Source organism: Lysobacter humi (ex Lee et al. 2017), from assembly GCF_054781815.1.
Map to the genome: position 1 here is coordinate 391,122 of NZ_BAAGTR010000001.1, position 17,811 is coordinate 408,932.

The 17,811-nt window shown below is 71.2% G+C and carries 16 protein-coding genes and 1 pseudogene; 5 read left to right on the plus strand and 12 right to left on the minus strand.

Translation table 11 applies throughout. The features are described 5' to 3' along the window. Positions 1–4 precede the first annotated feature (4 nt). From lptM to ACYVJJ_RS01805, 7 genes and pseudogenes are all read right to left on the minus strand, one after another. Positions 5–259 (minus strand): LPS translocon maturation chaperone LptM, encoded by a 255-nt coding sequence (gene lptM, locus ACYVJJ_RS01775; protein ID WP_460830610.1) that lies wholly within the window; start codon positions 257–259, stop codon positions 5–7. 24 nt (positions 260–283) lie between these two features. Beyond that, positions 284–676: a YbaN family protein gene (locus tag ACYVJJ_RS01780; protein WP_460830611.1), complete on the minus strand. Its 393-nt coding sequence runs from the start codon at positions 674–676 to the stop codon at positions 284–286. Between the two features lie 9 nt (positions 677–685). After that, positions 686–2,854 (minus strand): S9 family peptidase, encoded by a 2,169-nt coding sequence (locus tag ACYVJJ_RS01785; RefSeq protein ID WP_460830612.1) that lies wholly within the window; start codon positions 2,852–2,854, stop codon positions 686–688. A gap of 162 nt (positions 2,855–3,016) precedes the next feature. Further along, a pseudogene (locus ACYVJJ_RS01790) lies at positions 3,017–5,032 on the minus strand (prolyl oligopeptidase family serine peptidase); the annotation flags it as partial. Between the two features lie 125 nt (positions 5,033–5,157). Further along, entirely contained in the window at positions 5,158–5,463 is a 306-nt protein-coding gene (locus ACYVJJ_RS01795; protein ID WP_460830614.1) for a hypothetical protein, read from the minus strand. 285 nt (positions 5,464–5,748) lie between these two features. After that, the gene (locus tag ACYVJJ_RS01800; RefSeq protein ID WP_460830615.1) at positions 5,749–6,618 is read right to left on the minus strand and encodes a patatin-like phospholipase family protein; all 870 of its coding nucleotides are present in this window, start codon (positions 6,616–6,618) and stop codon (positions 5,749–5,751) included. Then, positions 6,618–7,586, minus strand: a complete 969-nt coding sequence (locus tag ACYVJJ_RS01805) for a helix-turn-helix transcriptional regulator (RefSeq protein WP_460830616.1) — start codon at positions 7,584–7,586, stop codon at positions 6,618–6,620. The genes ACYVJJ_RS01800 and ACYVJJ_RS01805 overlap by 1 nt, the downstream gene beginning before the upstream one ends. A gap of 160 nt (positions 7,587–7,746) precedes the next feature. Here ACYVJJ_RS01805 and ACYVJJ_RS01810 point away from each other — a divergent pair, with 160 nt between their 5' ends. Genes ACYVJJ_RS01810 through ACYVJJ_RS01825 form a run of 4 tightly spaced genes read left to right on the plus strand, consistent with a single transcriptional unit; the run spans position 7,747 to position 12,524 of the window. Continuing rightward, the gene (locus tag ACYVJJ_RS01810) at positions 7,747–10,620 is read left to right on the plus strand and encodes a molybdopterin oxidoreductase family protein (protein ID WP_460830618.1); all 2,874 of its coding nucleotides are present in this window, start codon (positions 7,747–7,749) and stop codon (positions 10,618–10,620) included. Continuing rightward, positions 10,617–10,829: a hypothetical protein gene (locus tag ACYVJJ_RS01815; protein WP_460830619.1), complete on the plus strand. Its 213-nt coding sequence runs from the start codon at positions 10,617–10,619 to the stop codon at positions 10,827–10,829. Before ACYVJJ_RS01810 ends, ACYVJJ_RS01815 begins: the two co-directional genes overlap by 4 nt. After that, positions 10,826–11,575, plus strand: a complete 750-nt coding sequence (locus tag ACYVJJ_RS01820) for a 4Fe-4S dicluster domain-containing protein (RefSeq protein WP_460830620.1) — start codon at positions 10,826–10,828, stop codon at positions 11,573–11,575. The genes ACYVJJ_RS01815 and ACYVJJ_RS01820 overlap by 4 nt, the downstream gene beginning before the upstream one ends. A gap of 4 nt (positions 11,576–11,579) precedes the next feature. Next, positions 11,580–12,524 (plus strand): dimethyl sulfoxide reductase anchor subunit family protein, encoded by a 945-nt coding sequence (locus ACYVJJ_RS01825; protein WP_460830622.1) that lies wholly within the window; start codon positions 11,580–11,582, stop codon positions 12,522–12,524. A 114-nt stretch (positions 12,525–12,638) separates the two neighbouring features. Here ACYVJJ_RS01825 and hemC read toward each other — a convergent pair whose 3' ends face one another. The 4 genes from hemC to ACYVJJ_RS01845 form a co-directional block, all read right to left on the minus strand. After that, positions 12,639–13,586 carry a hydroxymethylbilane synthase gene (hemC, locus tag ACYVJJ_RS01830; RefSeq protein WP_460830623.1) on the minus strand — a complete coding sequence of 316 codons (948 nt, stop codon included), beginning with the start codon at positions 13,584–13,586 and terminating at the stop codon, positions 12,639–12,641. 53 nt (positions 13,587–13,639) lie between these two features. Then, positions 13,640–14,365: a LytR/AlgR family response regulator transcription factor gene (locus ACYVJJ_RS01835; protein WP_460830875.1), complete on the minus strand. Its 726-nt coding sequence runs from the start codon at positions 14,363–14,365 to the stop codon at positions 13,640–13,642. 82 nt (positions 14,366–14,447) lie between these two features. Beyond that, the gene (locus ACYVJJ_RS01840; protein WP_460830876.1) at positions 14,448–15,125 is read right to left on the minus strand and encodes an alpha/beta hydrolase; all 678 of its coding nucleotides are present in this window, start codon (positions 15,123–15,125) and stop codon (positions 14,448–14,450) included. A 69-nt stretch (positions 15,126–15,194) separates the two neighbouring features. Further along, positions 15,195–16,400, minus strand: coding sequence for a BaiN/RdsA family NAD(P)/FAD-dependent oxidoreductase (locus ACYVJJ_RS01845; protein ID WP_460830624.1), 1,206 nt, complete (start codon positions 16,398–16,400; stop codon positions 15,195–15,197). A 125-nt stretch (positions 16,401–16,525) separates the two neighbouring features. On the opposite strand from ACYVJJ_RS01845, the gene lepB reads away from it, so the two are divergent. Beyond that, positions 16,526–17,134 (plus strand): signal peptidase I, encoded by a 609-nt coding sequence (gene lepB / locus ACYVJJ_RS01850; protein WP_460830626.1) that lies wholly within the window; start codon positions 16,526–16,528, stop codon positions 17,132–17,134. A 37-nt stretch (positions 17,135–17,171) separates the two neighbouring features. On the opposite strand, the gene ACYVJJ_RS01855 is transcribed toward lepB, so the two are convergent. After that, positions 17,172–17,762, minus strand: coding sequence for a DUF411 domain-containing protein (locus ACYVJJ_RS01855; protein ID WP_460830628.1), 591 nt, complete (start codon positions 17,760–17,762; stop codon positions 17,172–17,174). Between the last annotated feature and the right edge of the window lie 49 nt (positions 17,763–17,811).

Here is a 17,811-nt window from a genome sequence, read left to right on the forward strand (position 1 = left end):
GGGCTCAGGGAACCGGTTCGGGCGGCGCGGGCGGCGTGGCGGCCTCGCCGCCCTCGGTCGCCTCGCCCTCGACGGGCGCGGGACGCGTGGACTCGTTGAGGGCTTCCGGCGTCGGCGGCGCTTCGGCGGGGACGGCGTCCGGGGACGGCGCCGGCGCGTCGGCGGCGGGCGCCGTCGGCAGCACGAGCGGACCCTTGTTGCCGCAGCCGGCGAGGCCGAGGACGAGCGCCGCGAGGGCGAGCAGGTTCGTGGGCTTCATGCCGCGAGTGTAGCCTGCGCCGCGTCAGCAGGGCTCCGGTCGCGTCCACAGCCAGAGCGCGACGAGCACCATGCAGGCGGTGCCGGTCGCCGCCATCCAGAGCCGTGGCGCGGTCGCGAACATCACCACCGCCGCGAGCGACATCATGAGCGTGGCCAGGCGCTTGGCGCGGCGGCTGACCGCGCCCTGCGCCTGCCAGTCGCGGATCATCGGGCCGAAGCGCGGGTCGGCCAGCAGCCGCGCGTGCAGGCGGCTGGAGCCGCGCGCGGCCGCATACGCCGAGAGCAGCACGAACGGGACGGTCGGCAGGCCCGGCAGGACGATGCCGACCAGCCCGAGCGCGAGCGCGACGTAGGCCAGCAGCCACCAGGCCCAGCGGAAGCGGCCCGGAGGCCGCCCCGGCGGCGTCGCGCCCATCGCCCGCCGTTACTTCGCCGCCGGCTCGGCCACGCCGAGCTGATCGAGCGCGAAGGCGTACATCTCGGCGAGCTCGCGATACCGGCGGAAGCGGCCCGACTTGCCGCCGTGGCCGGCGTCCATGTTGGTGCGGAACAGCACCGGGGCCTTCGACGTGTTGAGGTCGCGCAGGCGGGCGACGTACTTCGCCGGCTCCCAGTACTGCACCTGCGAGTCCCACAGGCCGGTGCCGACGAACATCGCCGGATATGCCTGCTTCGACAGCTGGTCGTAGGGCGAGTACGACAGCATGTAGTCGTAGAACTCCTTCTTCTCCGGATTGCCCCACTCGTCGTACTCGTTGGTGGTGAGCGGGATGCTCGGATCGAGCATCGTCGTCACCACGTCCACGAACGGCACCTGCGAGAGGATCAGGCGGTACTTCTCCGGCGCCATGTTCGAGATCGCGCCCATCAGCAGGCCGCCGGCGCTGCCGCCGTAGGCTGCGACGCGATCCTTCGCCGCGTAACCCTCTTTCACCAGGTGATCGGTGACGTCGATGAAGTCGGTGAAGGTGTTCTTCTTATTGAACAGCTTGCCCTGCTCGTACCAGGCGCGGCCCATCTCCTCGCCGCCCCGGATGTGCGCGATCGCATAGACCATGCCGCGGTCGAGCAGGCTCACCACCGGCAGGTTGAAGTTCGGGTCCATCGTCGCGCCGTAGCTGCCGTAGCCGTACTGCAGCAGCGCGCCGGTGCCGTCCTTCCTGAAACCCTTCTTGTAGACGAGCGAGACCGGGATCTTCGTGCCGTCGCGCGCGGGCACCCAGACGCGCTCGGTGACGTATTTCGAGGCGTCGTAGCCGATCACCGGCTGCTGCTTGAGCAGGCGGCGCTCGCCCGTCTTCACGTTGAGCTCGTAGGTCGTCGACGGCGTGGTGAGCGAGGTGTAGCTGTAGCGCAGCCACTCGGTATCGGGCTCGGCATTCACCGACAGGCCCATCGAGTACGCCGGCTCGTCGGCCTTGACGAACTCCTGCGCGCCCTCACCCTTCAGCAGTCGCAGGCGCTCCAGGCCCTCGGAGCGCTCGGCGATCGCGGTGAACCCGTCGAACAGCTCGAAGCCGTCGATGTAGACGTCCTCGCGCGCGGCGATCCAGTCCTTCCAGTCCTTGCGCGAGGTCGACTGCGTCGGCGCGGTGGCCAGCTTGAAGTTCTTCGCGCCGTCGGCGTTCGTGCGGATCACCCAGCGGCCGTCGAAGTGATCGGCGCTGTACTCGACGTCGCGCGCGCGCGGGGCGAGCACGGTGAACGCCTGCGGGTTCGCGGCCGGCGCGTAGCGCATCTCGTCGGAGACGGTGCTGCTGACGTGGATCACGATGAAGCGGTCGTCGCGCGTGCGGTCGACGCCCATGTAGAACGAGTCGTCCTTCTCCTCGTAGACGACCGGATCGCTCGCGACCGGCGTGCCGAGCACGTGCTTCTTCACGCGCACGGTGAGCAGCGTCTCGGGATCGTTCTCGACGTAGAAGACCGTCTTGCCGTCGTCGGCCCAGACGAGGTTCGGCGACACGCCCTTGATCTCGTCCGGGTAGACCTCGCCGGTGTCGAGGTTCTTGAAGCGGATGACGTACTGGCGGCGGCCGATGGTGTCGTCGGCGTAGGCGAGCATGCGCCCGTCCTGGCTGACCTCGTAGGTGCCGACGTTGTAGTAGTCGCGGCCGGCCGCGAGCTGGTTGACGTCGAGCAGCACCTGCTCTCCGGCGAAGTCGCCGGCGTCGTTCGCCTTCTGGATCGATTCGGCGCTCAGGCCCGATGCGTCGCGGCGGCGTGCGTGGATCGGATAGTCCTTGCCGCTCTCGAAGCGCGAGTAGTACCACCAGCCCTTCTCGCGGTACGGCACCGAGCTGTCGTCCTGCTTGATCCGGCCGACGATCTCGTCGTACAGGCGGTCCTCGACGGGCTTCAGCCGCGCCATCACCGCGTCGGCATAGGCATTCTCGGCCTTCAGGTAGGCGAGCATCTCCGGGTTCTCGCGCTTGTCGTCGCGCAGCCAGTAGTACTCGTCCTGGCGCTCGGCGCCGTGCGGGGCGCGCACGGCGTGCGGTTTCCTGGCAGCGTCGGGCGGCGGCGGGAGGTCGGCGGCGTGTGTGGTCGAGGTCATGAGGATCGCGGCGAGGAGGAGGGATCGAGTCAGCATCGTGGGGGTCCGGGCCCGAGGCGCAAGGGTGCATCGTGGAGCGTTAGGACGACGCAGGGAAGGGCCGGACGGCAGGGGTCGCGTCGCGGTAGCACTGGAAGGCCGGCGGGCCCAAACGCATGAGGCCGCCCGCAGGCGGCCTCATGGGCACGGCGCGGCCGCTCACCTGCGGGCGAGCGTCTCCCACAGGAAGGTGAAGGACAGCGCCTGCATGCGCGCGGCCTGCGCATTGTTCGCCGCGCCGCCGTGGCCGCCCTCGATGTTCTCGTAGTAGCGCACGTCCTTCCCGGCCTCGGCCATCTTCGCGAACATCTTGCGCGCATGGCCCGGGTGCACGCGGTCGTCGCGCGTGGAGGTCATGAACAGCGCGGGCGGGTAGGTCACGTCCGCGTCGAACAGGTGGTAGGGCGAGAAGGTCTGGATGAACTGCCACTCCTCCGGTTTGTCGGGATCGCCGTACTCGGCCATCCACGACGCGCCCGCGAGCAGCACGTGGTAGCGCTGCATGTCGAGCAGCGGCACCTGCACCACCGCCGCGCCGATCAAGTCGGGGTACTGCATCAGCATGTTGCCGACGAGCAGGCCGCCGTTGCTGCCGCCCTGCACGCCGAGGTGCCTGGAGCTCGTGATCCCGCGTGCGATCAGGTCCCGCGCGACCGCCGCGAAGTCCTCGTAGGCGCGGCCGCGGTTGGCCTTGAGCGCGGCCTGGTGCCAGCGCGGGCCGTATTCGCCGCCGCCGCGGATGTTCGCCACCGCATAGACGCCGCCCTTCTCCAGCCAGCCCTTGCCCACGCCGGCCGAGTAGCCCGGGGTGAGCGAGATCTCGAACCCGCCATAGCCGTACAGCAACGTCGGGTTCGTCCCGTCCAGGCGCACGTCCTTCGGGCGCACGAGGAAATACGGGACGCGGGTGCCGTCCCTGGAGGTGGCGAAGTGCTGCTCGATGACGTGCTGCGAGGCATCGAAGAACGTCGGCATCGTCTTGAGCGTCTCGGGCGACTCGCCGATCTCGGCGAGCGACAGCGTGCTCGGCGTGAGGTAGTCGGTGGCGGTGAGCCAGACCGCATCGCTGGTGTCGGGATCCACTGCGGCGACGCCGAGGGTGCCGAAGGACGGTGCGCCGACGAACGCGCTCCGCGTCCACCCGGCCGCGTCCGGCGTCAGCACCGAGAGCCGGTTCTTGACGTCGTCGAGCACGTTGAGCACGACGTGGTGCCGGGTGATCGCATAGCTCGACAGCGACGTGCGGTCGGTCGGCTCGAACAGGACCTGGAAGTCGCGACCACCCTGCATGAAGGCATCGAAGTCGGCGGCGATCAGGCTGCCGGCCGCGAACGTGCGGCCGCCCGCGGCATAGGGCTCGCGCAGTTCGAGGAGGAGCCAGTCCTCGTGGACGTTCTTGTTCGCCGAGTTCGGCGCATCGATCTTCGTGAGCGTCCCGCCGCTGTCGCGCAGGTAGAGCTCGTCGTCGTAGAAAGCGATCGTGCGCGAGACGAAGTCGCGCACATGGCCGGGCGTGTGGTCGCGGAAGGCCGCGATGTACATGTCCCTGTCGGTGCCCTCGTAGACCACCTTCGCGGCCTCGAGTGGCGTGCCGCGCGTCCATTCCTTGACGATGCGCGGGTAGCCGGAGCTCGTCATCGAGCCGGCGCCGAAGTCGCTGTAGACGTAGACGCGGTTCTCGTCGATCCAGGCCAGGCCGCCCTTGGCCTCCGGGCGGATGAAGCCGTCCTCGATCCACGTCTTGCTGGCGAGGTCGAACTCGCGCGTGACGTCGGCGTCCGCGCCGCCGCGCGAGAGCGCGACCAGGCAGCGCCGGCAGCCCGGCTTCAGTGCGCTCGCGCCATGCCAGACCCAGTTCTCGCCCTCGGCCTCGGCGAGGGCATCGAGGTCGATCACGGTCTCCCAGGCCGGTTGCGGCGTGCGGTAGGACTCGAGCGTCGTGCGCCGCCACAGACCGCGCTCGTGGTCCCTGTCCTTCCAGAAGTTGTAGTAGTACGGGCCGATCTTCTCGACGATCGGGATCTTCGCGTCGGAATCGAGGATCGCGCGGATGTCGGCCTCGAGCGCCTGGAACGCGGGCGTGGCGGCGAGCGCGGCTTCGGTCTCGGCGTTCTGCTCGCGCACCCAGGCGAGCGCGCGCTCGCCGGTGACGTCCTCGAGCCAGTGGTGGGGATCAGCGGTCAATGCGGCCTGCCGGAGTCGGTCGATGCGGCCGCTGCACTGCGGATGGCGACGTCACGGTGCGCCAATCGACGGTCGCGGCTCGACGGGGACCGCACGCTAGCACAGCACGATGTGCATCACGCCGCCTGCTGCAGCCTCGCGCGGCGGACGCGACGCGCCACGCGGGTCGCCTGGACGCCGGCGCGGCGCGCGGCACGCGGTCGGTCGTCGGTGGCGTGCGCCTGCACGGTTCGCGCCGGCAGCGGGAAGCCGCGCAGCGCCCACCAGGCGACGGCCGGCATGCCGACCAGCCACATCGGCAACCAGCCGATGGCGGTCACCTCGCGTGCGGACGGCAGCAGCGCGACGAGCACGAGGCCCGTGGCGAGCGTGGTGCAGAGGACCTCGTCGAGGACGGTCGGCAGGCGGGCAGCATTCGACATGGCGGCGGGCGGCAGTGGACGGGCGACCACCATCGCGGGCCGGTGTCTCAGGCGCTGCGATCGCGCACGGTCGGCTCCAGCCGACAGACGCACCGACGCGCCACCGCACGTGAGGTACAGCTGGGAGGTCACGGACCCGGCTGCATCGGCAGAACCCGCGGATCGCTGGCCTGCGTCGTCGAAGGAGGCACGCGTGTCGCCATCCGCGTGCGCGGCTCCACGTCCATCGAACGGCGTGCCCTTGCGAGTGGATCGGGTCGCGCCTCGAATGACGCAGCCGGCCGCTCAGTACCCCGCGGCATCCAGGGCCCGATCGGCCTGCACGCGCCCCAGTTCGATCATCTCCGCCGCGCGCCAGAACTCGTAGAACATGCAGGCATCACGCGGGATGCGGATCACCAGCTCGACCGGATCGAGGGCGAGCTGCACGCGCGCGACCTGCGCCTGCATGATGTCGAACGCACGCGAGACGCGCTCGATCGCGCCGAGGTCGTCCGGCGCGACACGCCAGAAGTCGCCAGCGCCATCGATGCTCACGTCGGTCTCGCCCGGACCGTGCGGATGCGACGGCAACGACAGCTCGGTCGGCGCGAGCTGCGGCCAGCCGTGCATGTCGATCGCGACCAGCCGGTGCGCATCGGACAGCCGCGTCGCCGCGATCGGCAGCGGCGCGAGCAGCCCGCCGTCGACCAGCTCGCGTCCGTGCACGACCTGCGGCGCGAGCAGCCCCGGGATCGCGATCGAGGCGCGGATCGCCTGCAGCAGGTCGCCCTCGCGCAGCCAGACCTCGCGCTGGCGGAGCATGTCGACCGCGACGAGGGTGAGGTCGATGGGCAACGTCTCCATCCGCACGTCGCCGAGCAGCGCGTGCAGCGCCTGCATCAGGTCGCGGCCTTCGATCAGGCCGCCGTGGCCGCGGCCGCTGTCGAGCAGGCGCAGCATGTCGACGCGGGAGAGCCCGGTGATCCAGTCACGGAATGCGGCCAGGCGCCCCGCGGCATGGAAGCCGCCGATCAGGGCGCCGCTGGACGCGCCCGCGATCGCGGCAATCCGCAGGCCGCGCGCCTCGATCGCCTCGATCGCGCCGATCTGCGCCATGCCGCGGGCGCCGGCGGCGCCGAGCACCAGCGCGATGCGCTCGCCGGGCTGCGGCATCAGCGCTCGTAGTTGCTCAGCGCGAGCTGCAGGTGCGTGCGTGCCTGCTCGCGCAGGGCCGCGGGCTCGATGATCTCGGCGTCGGCGCCGTAGTGCATCACGTCCATCAGCAGCTCGCGCGCGGTGCTGTAGGGCACCTTGAGCTCGAAGCGGCCGTCGGGCAGGAAGCGGCCCTGCTGCTGCGAATGCCAGTGCTCGTCGGCCACCCAGCGCGCGGCCTTCGGGGTGAACACGATCGTCGCCCAGCCCTTCGGCGCGCCGGAAAAGATGCCGTAGCTCGACGAGAGCTGGCGGTCGAGCTCCTCGTCGACCACGTCGCGCGCGGCCTCGTCGCCGACCTTGGCATTCACGATGCGGTCGACCGAGAAGCTGCGCAGCGCCTCGCGCTCGTGGTCCCAGGCGTCGAGGTACCAGTTCTCGCGGTAGTGCGTGAGCCGCTGCGGCGAGACGGTGCGACGCGTCTTCTCGTCGGTCGAGCGGGCGCGGTATTCGAAGACGAGCTTCTTGCGATCGAGCACGGCGGTGGCGACGTTGCGGAACGAGGCTTCGTCGAGCCGGCGCCGGCGATGCGGAATGACGCGGATGCGCTCGACGGGCACGCGTCGGCCGCCCACGTGCTCGCCGAGCAACTTCTCGATGCGCTGCTGCAGCGGCGCCAGCGCCGTCGACAGCACGCCGCCGCCGGAGCGCATCAGCAGCTGCTGGGCGGCGAGCAGCGAATAGAGCTCCTCCGACGACAGCCACAGCCCCGGCAGCTCGAAGCGCGTCCCATCGGTGTGGTCATAGCGGAAGCCGGCCTCGCCATTGCCCACCACCGGCGCCATCAGGTAATCGCGCAGGTAGGCCAGGTCGCGGTAGACCGTCGCCCGCGAGCACTGCAGCTCCTCCTGCAGGCGCTGCACCGTCACCGGATAGCGGGAGGCGGTGAGGATGCGGTGCAGGGCGTGGATGCGTTCGATGCGTTCCATCAGGTCTCAGTCTCGGAGCCGGCTGCGACTAGCATGGCACCCGGCCGGCGGGGCGGCTAGGGGCGGTGGGGACAGCGGCAGTCTGGCGGCGTCGACGGTGCCGGGTCGTGAAAGCGCCGACGGCGCACGGAGGGCGACGGGGGTCGGGCACAATGGCGCGATGCGCGCACCGAACGAGCCGGTCATCGACACGTCCCCCACGCCGGGCGACGAGGTGCGCACCACCACCTGCTACATGTGCGCCTGCCGCTGCGGAATCAAGGTCTGGCTGCAGGGCGGTCGGATCCGGTACATCCAGGGCAATCCCTCGCATCCGGTGAACCAGGGCGTGCTCTGCGCCAAGGGCTCGGCCGGGATCATGCAGCACTACTCGCCGGCGCGGCTCTCCAAGCCGCTGCTGCGGGTGGGCGAGCGCGGGAAGGGCGAGTTCCGCGAGATCGAGTGGGACGAGGCGATGGACATCGCGACCTCGTGGCTCAAGCCCATCCGCGAGCGCAATCCCGACGAGCTCGCCTTCTTCACCGGCCGCGACCAGAGCCAGGCGCTGACGGGCTGGTGGGCGCAGCAGTTCGGCACCGTGAACTACGCGGCGCACGGCGGCTTCTGCTCGGTGAACATGGCCGCGGGCGGCCTGTACACGCTCGGCGGCAGCTTCTGGGAATTCGGCGAGCCGGACTGGGAGCACACCCGCTACCTGGTGATGTGGGGCGTCGCCGAGGACCACGACTCCAACCCGATCAAGCTCGGCCTGGGAAAGCTCAAGGCGCGCGGCGCGAAGATCGTCTCGGTGAACCCGGTGCGCACCGGCTACGGCGCCATCGCCGACGAATGGATCGGCATCCGCCCCGGCACCGACGGCCTGTTCGCCTTCGCGCTGATCCACGAGCTGCTGCGCACCGACCGCATCGACCTCGACTACCTCGTGCGCTACACGAACGCGCACTGGCTGGTGATCCGCGATCCGGGCGCGGCGGACGACGGCCTGTTCGCGCGCGACGAGGCCGGCCATCCACTCTGCTTCGACCGCAACCGCGGCGTGCCGCATGATGCGAATGCGATCGACGTCAGCCCCGTGCCGGTGGGGGAAGTCACGCTGGCCGACGGCCGCACCGCCCTGCCCGTCTTCCACCTGCTGGTCGAGCGCTACCTCGATCCTTCGTTCGCGCCCGAGGCGGTCAGCGAACGCTGCGGCATCCCGGCGGAGACCATCCGGCGCATCGCCCGCGAGCTCGCGGAGAACGCGTTCGACCACGAGGTGCGCCTGCCGCATGCCTGGACCGATGCCTGGGGTCGCGAGCATGCCGAGATGGTCGGCCGCCCGGTGTCGATGCATGCGATGCGCGGCATCTCCGCGCATTCGAACGGCTTCCACACCTGCCGCGCGCTGCACGTGCTGCAGATGCTCCTCGGCGCGGTCGACACACCCGGCTCGTTCCGCTACCAGCCCCCCTTTCCGAAGCCGATTCCGCCACCGAACCGCCCGGGCCGCGCACGGCAGGCGAACGGCGCACTCGACGCGCCGCCGCTGGGCTTCGTGCACGGGCCGGAGGACCTCGTCGTCGACGCCAACGGCCAGCCGCGCCGCATCGACCACGCCTTCTCGTGGAGCTACCCGCTCGCCGCGCACGGGATGATGCACACCGTCATCCGCAATGCCTGGAAGGGCGATCCCTACCGCATCGACACGCTGCTGATGTTCATGGCCAACATGGGCTGGAACTCGGCGATGAACACGGCCGAGACGATCGGCTGGCTCACCGACAAAGACGAGCACGGCGAGTACCGCATCCCGCACATCATCTACTGCGATGCGTTCTCCTCCGAGACCGTCGCGTATGCGGACCTCGTCTTTCCGGATCCGACGTATCTCGAGCGCTTCGACTCGATCTCGCTGCTGGATCGCCCAATCTCGGACGCCGACGGCGCCGCCGACGCGATCCGCCATCCGATCTTCGACCCCGCCACGCAGCCGGATGCGAAGGGCCGCCCCCGCGACATGCGCGGTTTCCAGAGTGTGCTGCTCGACCTCGGCGCGCGCCTGGGCCTGCCCGGCATGGCGAACGCGGACGGCTCGCCGAAGTACCGCGACTACGCCGACTACATCGTCCACCACGAGCGGGCGCCGGGCGTCGGCCTGCTCGCCGGCTGGCGCGGCGAGGACGGCACGCTCGAGGCCAAGGGCGCGCCGAATCCCGACCAGTTGCAGCGCTACATCGACAACGGCAATTTCTGGCGCAGCGAGATCCCGGAGCACGCGCGCTATTTCAAGATGGCCAATCGCGGCTATCTCGACTGGGCGCAGAAGATGGGCTTCCTCGGCAGCCCGCAGCCCATCGTGCTGCAGCTGTATTCGGAGACGCTGCAGAAGTTCCGGCTCGCCGCGCAGGGCCATGGGCCGAACCTGCCGCCGCCCGAGCATCGCGAGCGCGTGGCGACCTATTTCGATCCGCTGCCGATCTGGTACGAGCCGTTCGAACAGGAACAGGTCGCCGACGCCAGCGACCGCGACTTCCCGCTCAGCGCCATCACCCAGCGCCCGATGTTCATGTACCACGCCTGGCATGCGCAGAACGCCTGGCTGCGGCAGATCGCCACGCGCAACTTCCTCTACCTGCATCCCGACACCGGCGCGCGCTACGGCATCGCGGACGGGCAGTGGGTCGAGGTCACCTCGCACCACGGCAGCATCACCGTGCAGGCCAAGTTCGCCGCGAACGTGCAGCGGGACACGGTGTGGACCTGGAACGCGATGGGCAAGCGCAAGGGTGCCTGGGCGCTCCGCAAAGACGCCCCCGAAGGCACCAAGGGCTTCCTGATGAACCACCTGATCTCCGACATCACACCGCGCGGCGACTACGCCAATGCCGACCCGGTCACCGGGCAGGCCGCGTGGTTCGACCTGCGCGTGCGCATCCGCCCTGCGGCGCACGCGACGGAGACCGTACAGCCGTCGTTCGCGCCGCTGCCGCCGGGCGAGCTGGTCGAGGGCCCCCTGCGCTACGGCGCCAACTTCAAGTCGGAACGCCAGGCATGACGCCGCGACGCCTTCTCGGCACCCTGCTGATCGTCGCCGGCTTCGCGCTGGTCATCGCGTATTCGCTCGGCTGGGTCGAGCTGTTCGGCTACACCGGCCCGTCGCGCGACATCGGCGCGGCGCTCGCCGGCGCGGCGCCGAACCTGCTGCTGCCGCTCGCGCTGTTCCTGCTCGGCCTGTGGCTCGCCAAGGGCGGGCGCCGCCGATGACCGACCTGCCGCCGCCCACCCCGAAGAAGATGGGGCTGGTGATCGACCTCGACACCTGCGTGGGCTGCCATGCCTGCGCGGTGAGCTGCAAGGAATGGAACGTTGGCGGCTTCGCCGCGCCGCTGCCGGACGAGGAGCCCTACGGCAAGGCGCCGACGGGCGTCTGGTACAACCGCGTGCACAGCTTCGAAGTCGCGCCGACGCCGACCGAGCCGGCGATGACGCTGCACTTCCCACGGTCCTGCCTGCACTGCGAGCAGCCCGCCTGCGTGACCGTCTGCCCGACGGGGGCGAGCTACAAGCGCGCCGAGGACGGCATCGTGCTGGTCGACGAGGACAAGTGCATCGGCTGCAAGCTGTGCTCGTGGGCCTGCCCCTACGGCGCGCGCGAGTACAGCGCGGTCGAGGGCGTCATGAAGAAGTGCACGCTCTGCGTCGACCGCATCTACAACGAGAACCTCGCGGAGGAGGAGCGCCAGCCGGCCTGCGTGCAGGCCTGCCCGACGCGCGCGCGCCACTTCGGTGATCTCGCCGATCCGGAGTCGAAGGTGTCGAAGCTCGTGGCCGCACGTGGCGGCGTCGACCTCATGCCCGAGCTCGGCTACAAGCCGGTGAACAAGTACCTGCCGCCGCGGCCGCGGCGCGCCGGCGCGGCGGACGAGGCGAGCAGCGCGCCGGCCGAATCGGTGGATACGACCGCGCTGCCGCCGGTGCTGCGCTGGCTCGATCGCGTGCTGTCGCGCTGACGCCATGCACCCCGCCCTCTCCGTCATCTTCTTCACCGCCGTGTCGGGCCTCGGCTACGGCCTGCTGTTCTGGGCCGCGATCGGGGCGCTCGCCGGTGCTTCGCCGCGCGCGCTGCTTACCGCGATCGCGCTGGGCCTGGTCAGCGCCACCGCCGGCCTGCTCAGCTCGCTCGGGCACCTCGGCAAGCCCGGCCGCGCCTGGCGCGCGTTCTCGCAGTGGCGCAGCTCCTGGCTCTCGCGCGAGGGCGTCGCGGCGGTCGCCACCTACGTGCCGGCGATCGCGCTCGGCGTCGCGCTGTTGCCCGGGGCAATCTCGTCGAAGGCGGAGGGCGACCCGGTCGGGCTCGCGTGGCCCGCGATGCTCGTGGCGGTCGTGCTCGCGGTACTCGCGCTGGTGACGGTGGCCTGCACGGCGATGATCTATGCCTCGCTCAAGCCGATCCCGGCGTGGCGGCACCGGCTCGTGGTGCCGGGCTACCTCGGCTTCGCGCTGTTCACGGGCGGGCTCGCGATGGCCGCGCTGCAGGCCGCCCACGGCGCGACGCCCCACCGGGTGCTGCTGCCGGTGCTCTCGGCAACGCTCATGCTCGCGCTGATGAAGCGCCGCTACTGGCGCGACCTCGCCGGCCCGCTGCCGATGCAACGCGGCGACGCGGTGGGCCTGCCCGAGCGCACGCTGACGCTGTTCGAACGCCCGCACACCGAGGGCAATTTCGTGACGCGCGAGATGGTGTTCGTGCTCGCGCGCAAGCATGCGCTGCGCCTGCGCCGCATCGCCGTCGCGCTGTTCGCCATCGTGCCGGCGCTGTGCGTGCTGCCGCTCGCCCTGCCGCACGTCGACGGCACGCTGCCGCTCGCGCTCGCGGCGACGGCAGCGCTGGCCGGCGTCTTCGTCGAGCGCTGGCTGTTCTTCGCCGAAGCGCGGCACCTGGTCTCGCTCTACTACTGAGCCCGCCCGCGCAGCCGCCGCGGCGCCCTATCGATCGAGCACGGCAGCGGCGAGGCCGGTGGACCCATGCACGGTCCGGCGCATGAGCTGCCTATCGCGCAACGCGTGAGGGCCTCAGGCGCGCGTCGCGTGTCCTGTCACGTCGGCCGAGCCGGCGATCAGGTCTGCCGCGCCGTGCGCGAGCAGTTCGGCGGCGACGCGCTCGCCGAGCGCCTGCGGTGCGTCGGCGTCACCTTCGGCTTCGGCCCGGACCTGACGGCCGTCCTGCGCCGAGCCGACGGCGCCGGCGAGATGCAGGCGCGTGCCGTCGAGTCGCGCGAACGCCGCGACGGGCACGTGGCAGCTGCCGTGCAGGGCGCGGTTCATCGCCCGCTCGGCCTCGACGCAGGTGCGCGTGGGTGCATCGTCGAGTGCATGGAACAGCGCGCTGGTGGCGCCGTCGTCGGTACGGCATTCGACCGCGATCGCGCCCTGCGCCGGCGCGGGCAGCCACTCGGGCGCATCGAGCCGGCAACGGATGCGCGACTCGAAGCCGAGCCGCTCGAGCCCCGCGCAGGCGAGAACGATCGCGTCGTACTCGCCGAGGTCGAGCTTGGCCAGCCGCGTGTTGACGTTGCCGCGCAGGTCGCGCAGCACGAGGTCCGGCCGGCGCGCGCGCAGTTGCGCCTGGCGGCGCAACGACGAGGTGCCGACCACCGCGCCTTGGGGCAGCTCGTCGATGCCGTCGAAGCGGCTGCTCACGAAGGCATCGGCATGGTCGGCGCGCGCCAGGATCGCCGGCAGCATGAAGCCCGGCTCGAGCACCATCGGCACGTCCTTGAGCGAGTGCACCGCGCAGTCGGCCTCACCGCGGAGCATGGCGAGCTCCAGTTCCTTGAGGAACAGGCCCTTTCCGCCGATCGCGGCGAGCGAGCGGTCGAGCACCTCGTCGCCGCGCGTGCTCATCGGCACGAGTTCGACGACGAGGCCCGGGTGCGCGGCGCGCAGGCGTTCGGCGACGTGCTCGGTCTGCCAGAGGGCGAGCGGGCTCTTGCGGGTGGCGATGCGCAGGACGGTGGTCATCCCGCGATTATCGCAGCGCCGCACGCGCCCGCCGTGGGCGGGCGCTGAACGCCTCAGAGGTGCGCGAGTCGCTCGCGCAGGGCCGACACGCAGCGGCGGCTCACCTCGAGTGGCTGGCGCCCGTGGCGCAGCACCGCCTGCACGTGCCCGTCGGGGCTGCGCTTGAGCTCGACCAGCTCGTGTCGCGCGACCAGGCAGTTGCGGTGGATGCGCACGAAGCGGTCGCCGAACTCCTCCTCGAGCGACTTGAGCGACTCCTCGATGAGGTCCTCGCCGCGTGCATGGTGGACGACGACGTACTTCTCCTCGGCCTGCAGGTAGTGGATGTCGTCGATCGGGATCAGCCGCAGCGAGCCGCGCAGGCGCGCGCACAGGTGCGTGCGCTTGGGCGCGCTGCTGCCGTTGCCGCCGTGGCGCACCGCCGCGAGCCGGCGCACGCGCTCGAGCGCGGCGGCGAGGCGCTCTGCGCGCACAGGCTTGACGAGATAGTCGAGCGCCTCGGCCTCGAACGCCGAGACCGCATGCGCATCGAAGGCCGTGCAGAAGATGACGGCCGGACGCGGCTCGCTCGCGGCGAGGTGCCGCGCGGCCTCCAGGCCGTCCATGCCCGGCATCGAGATGTCGAGCAGCACCACGTCCGGACGATGCGCCGCACAGGCCTGCAAGGCCTGCGGGCCGTCCGGAACGGCGGCCACCACCTGGACGCCCGGCTGGTCCTCCAGCAGGGCACGCAGCCGATCGCGAGCCAGCGGCTCGTCGTCGGCGATCACCACGTTCAGCGTATCCACGTACCCCTCCGCCGATACCCCCCGGGCCGATAGTAGCGCCCGTTCGGGTCCGCGCGGGGCGCGGACGACGTATTCAGCCGCCGGATCCGAGAATTCCGTCGAACCAGCGCCGCAGGTCGTCGATCTCCTCGAGGCAGACCTGGTGCTGCATCGGGTACTCGTGCCAGTCCACCGCCATGCCCAGCTCACGCAGGCGCCGGGCGGCGTCCTGGCCGGCGGTGAAGGGCACCACGGGGTCGTGGCGCCCGTGCGCGACGAAGACGGGCTGGCGTCGCGCGGCCGCGGACGTGTCGGCCAGGCGTGCGAGCGCGTCGGCGCCGAGTGGAAGGTACGTGGAGAGGGCGACGAGCCCCGCCAGCGGCTCGCTGCGGCGCAGCCCGGCGGCGAGCGTGACCGCACCGCCCTGCGAGAAGCCGGCGAGCACGATGCGCGAGGCCGGGATGCCACGCTCGACCTCGCGCGCGATCAGCGCCTCGACGCGTGCGACCGACTCGTCGACGCCCTTCGAATCCGCACGCCCGGCGAGGTCGAAGCTCACGATGTCGTACCACGAGCGCATGCGCATGCCGCCGTTGATGGTGACGGGTTGCACCGGCGCGTGTGGGAAGACGAAGCGAAGCGCGGGCCATTCGCGGCGCACGAGCTCGGGCACCAGCGGCGCGAAGTCGTTGCCGTCGGCGCCGAGGCCGTGAAGCCAGAGCACCGTCAAGGCCGGCGCCGGGCCGGTCTCGCGTTCGACGCAGTCGAGCAGGCTCAAGGAAACATCCTTCGCGGTGGAAACGGGGCGCCGACTATAGCCGCGGTCGCGTCGCCGGGCCCGCTAGAGCGCCTGCCCGCAGGCATGGCCCGAGGCCCAGGCCCACTGGAAGTTGTAGCCGCCCAGCCAGCCGGTGACGTCGACCACCTCGCCGATGAAGAACAGGCCGGGCTGCTTCCGCGATTCCATCGTGCTCGACGACAGTTCGTGCGTGTCGACGCCGCCGAGGGTGACTTCCGCCGTCCGATAGCCTTCGGTGCCGCTCGGCACGATCGGCCAGCGCGCGAGCACCGACGCGATCTCGCGCAGCTGCGGCAGGTTGAACTGCTTCATCGGCCGGTTCGGCAGCCACGCCTCGCACAGGCGCTGAGCGAAGCGCTTGGGCAGCCGCTCGCCGAGCACGGTCTTGAGCTCGGCCGCGGGCCGCTCGCGCTGCAGGTGCTGCAGAAGGTCGAGCGCGTCCTCGCCGGGCAGCAGGTCGATGTGCAGCTCGTCGCCGGGCTGCCAGTAGGACGAGATCTGCAGCATCGACGGCCCGCTCAGCCCGCGATGCGTGAGCAGCATCTGGTTGGTGAACTCGGCACCGTTGCACGCTGCGGCCACCGGCAGCGCGACGCCGCTGAGGTCGGCGACGCGTTCCTGGTGCGTGCCGCTCAGCGTGAACGGTACGAGCCCTGCGCGCAGCGGCCGGATCGAATGGCCGAAGCGTCTGGCGAGGTCGAAGCCGAAGCCGGTCGCGCCCATGCTCGGGATCGACAGGCCCCCGGTGGCGACGACGAGCGCCGGCGCGACGAGACGTCCGCGCGCCGTCGCGACGGTGTAGAGCCCGTCGTCGCCGACGTCGACTTGCTCGACCGCGCAGCCGACCTCGATGCGCACGCCGGCCGTCTCGGCTTCGTCGAGCAGCATGCGCACGATCTGCTTCGAGGAGTCGTCGCAGAACAGCTGGCCGAGCTCCTTCTCGTGGTACGCGATGCCGTGCCGCTCGACGAGCTCGACGAAGTGCGCGGGCGTGTAGCGCGCGAGCGCCGATTTCGCGAAGTGCGGATTGCCCGACAGGTAGTTCGCGGGCGTCGCGCCGGTATTGGTGAAGTTGCAGCGCCCGCCCCCGGACATCAGGATCTTCTTGCCGACGCGGTTCGCATGCTCGACCACCAGCACGCGGCGGCCACGCCGGCCCGCGGTGATCGCGCAGAACAGCCCCGCCGCGCCGCCGCCGATGACGATCGCGTCGAAGGCCTGGCGTCGGGCCGGCGCACTGGCGTTCACGGGCACTCGCGGGCGGAAGGGCCGCACAGTCTAGTCGGGGCGGCGGCGCGGCCCGCCAACCTCTGGCCCATGCGTCGGTGGCGCAGGCAGGCGATCGTGCGGTTCCCGCCCCTGGAACGTCGCCGATGGACCGATCCGCTCCGTCCCGCCCGCGCCGCCTCGCGCGCGAGCTGCTGCCCACCGTCGCTCTGCTCGGCCTGCTGTTCGTCACCCGCACATCGCTGGCGAACCACTACGTGGTGCCGACCGGCTCGATGGAGGGCACGCTGATGCCCGGCGACCGCGTGGTGGTCGACATGACCGCCTACGGCCTGCGCCTGCCCTACACCGAGCACGTGCTCGTCGCGCGCGACCGCCCGCGGCGCGGCGACGTCGTGCTGCTGCCCTCGCCCGCCGACGGCAGCCGACTGATCAAGCGCGTGGTCGCCGTCGCCGGCGATCGCGTCACGCTCCGTGGCGGCCACCTCGCGATCGACGGGCGCGCCGTCGCCGTGGACGCGGACGGCCTGCACGAGCGGCTCGACACGCGCGACGTGCCGGTCAATCTCGCGCATGGCGGCGGGCCGGACGTCGACGTCGTCGTTCCCCAAGGCCATGTCTTCGTGGTCGGCGACAACCGCGGCAACTCGTTCGACAGCCGCATGTTCGGCTTCGTGCCGGCGTCAAGCGTCTATGCGCGCGCCGAGCGCGTGTACTGGCGCCGCGGCGAGGGGCCGGTCTGGAAAGACCTCTGACCGACGGCCCAAGTCGGGGCGCGGTCGTGCCGGGCGCTCAGTCGCCGTGCACCGCGTACGGCTGTGTCGTGCCCTCCGCGTCGATGCGCTCGACGGTATAGCGCTGCACGCGCCCGTCGGGCATCTCCATGCCCGGCGAGCCCATCGGCATGCCGGGGACGGTCAGGCCGCGCGAGCCGTCGTTCGCCGCCAGCAGGCGCTTCACGTCCTCGGCCGGCACGTGCCCTTCCACGACGAGGCCGCCCACCTCGGCCGTGTGGCAGGAGCCCTTCCCCGCCGGCACGCCGAGGCGCTTGCGGATCGGCTCGAGATCCGCGCTCTCGCGGATCTCCACGGCGAAGCCGTGCCGCTGCATGTGCTCGGCCCACGCGGTGCAGCAGCCGCAGCTCGGCGTCTTGTGCACGAGTACCTTCGGCAGATCGGCATCGACGGCGACCTTCGGGGCAGTGTCGGCCCCGGACGACTTCGCAGGTGGCGTCGCGATGTCGGTCGTGGGCGGCGCGGCAGGCAACGGCTGCGACGTTGTCGACGGCGCGGGCGCGCTCGTGCTGCGCGCGGCGTCGGGCGACGACGGCGTGCAGGCCGCCAACAGGACGACGGCGCAGATCACGGACAGGTCGGGCTTCATGCGTGCAGGTCCTGGTCGGCGGGTGCCGAGGACAGTCAGTGGAGATGCG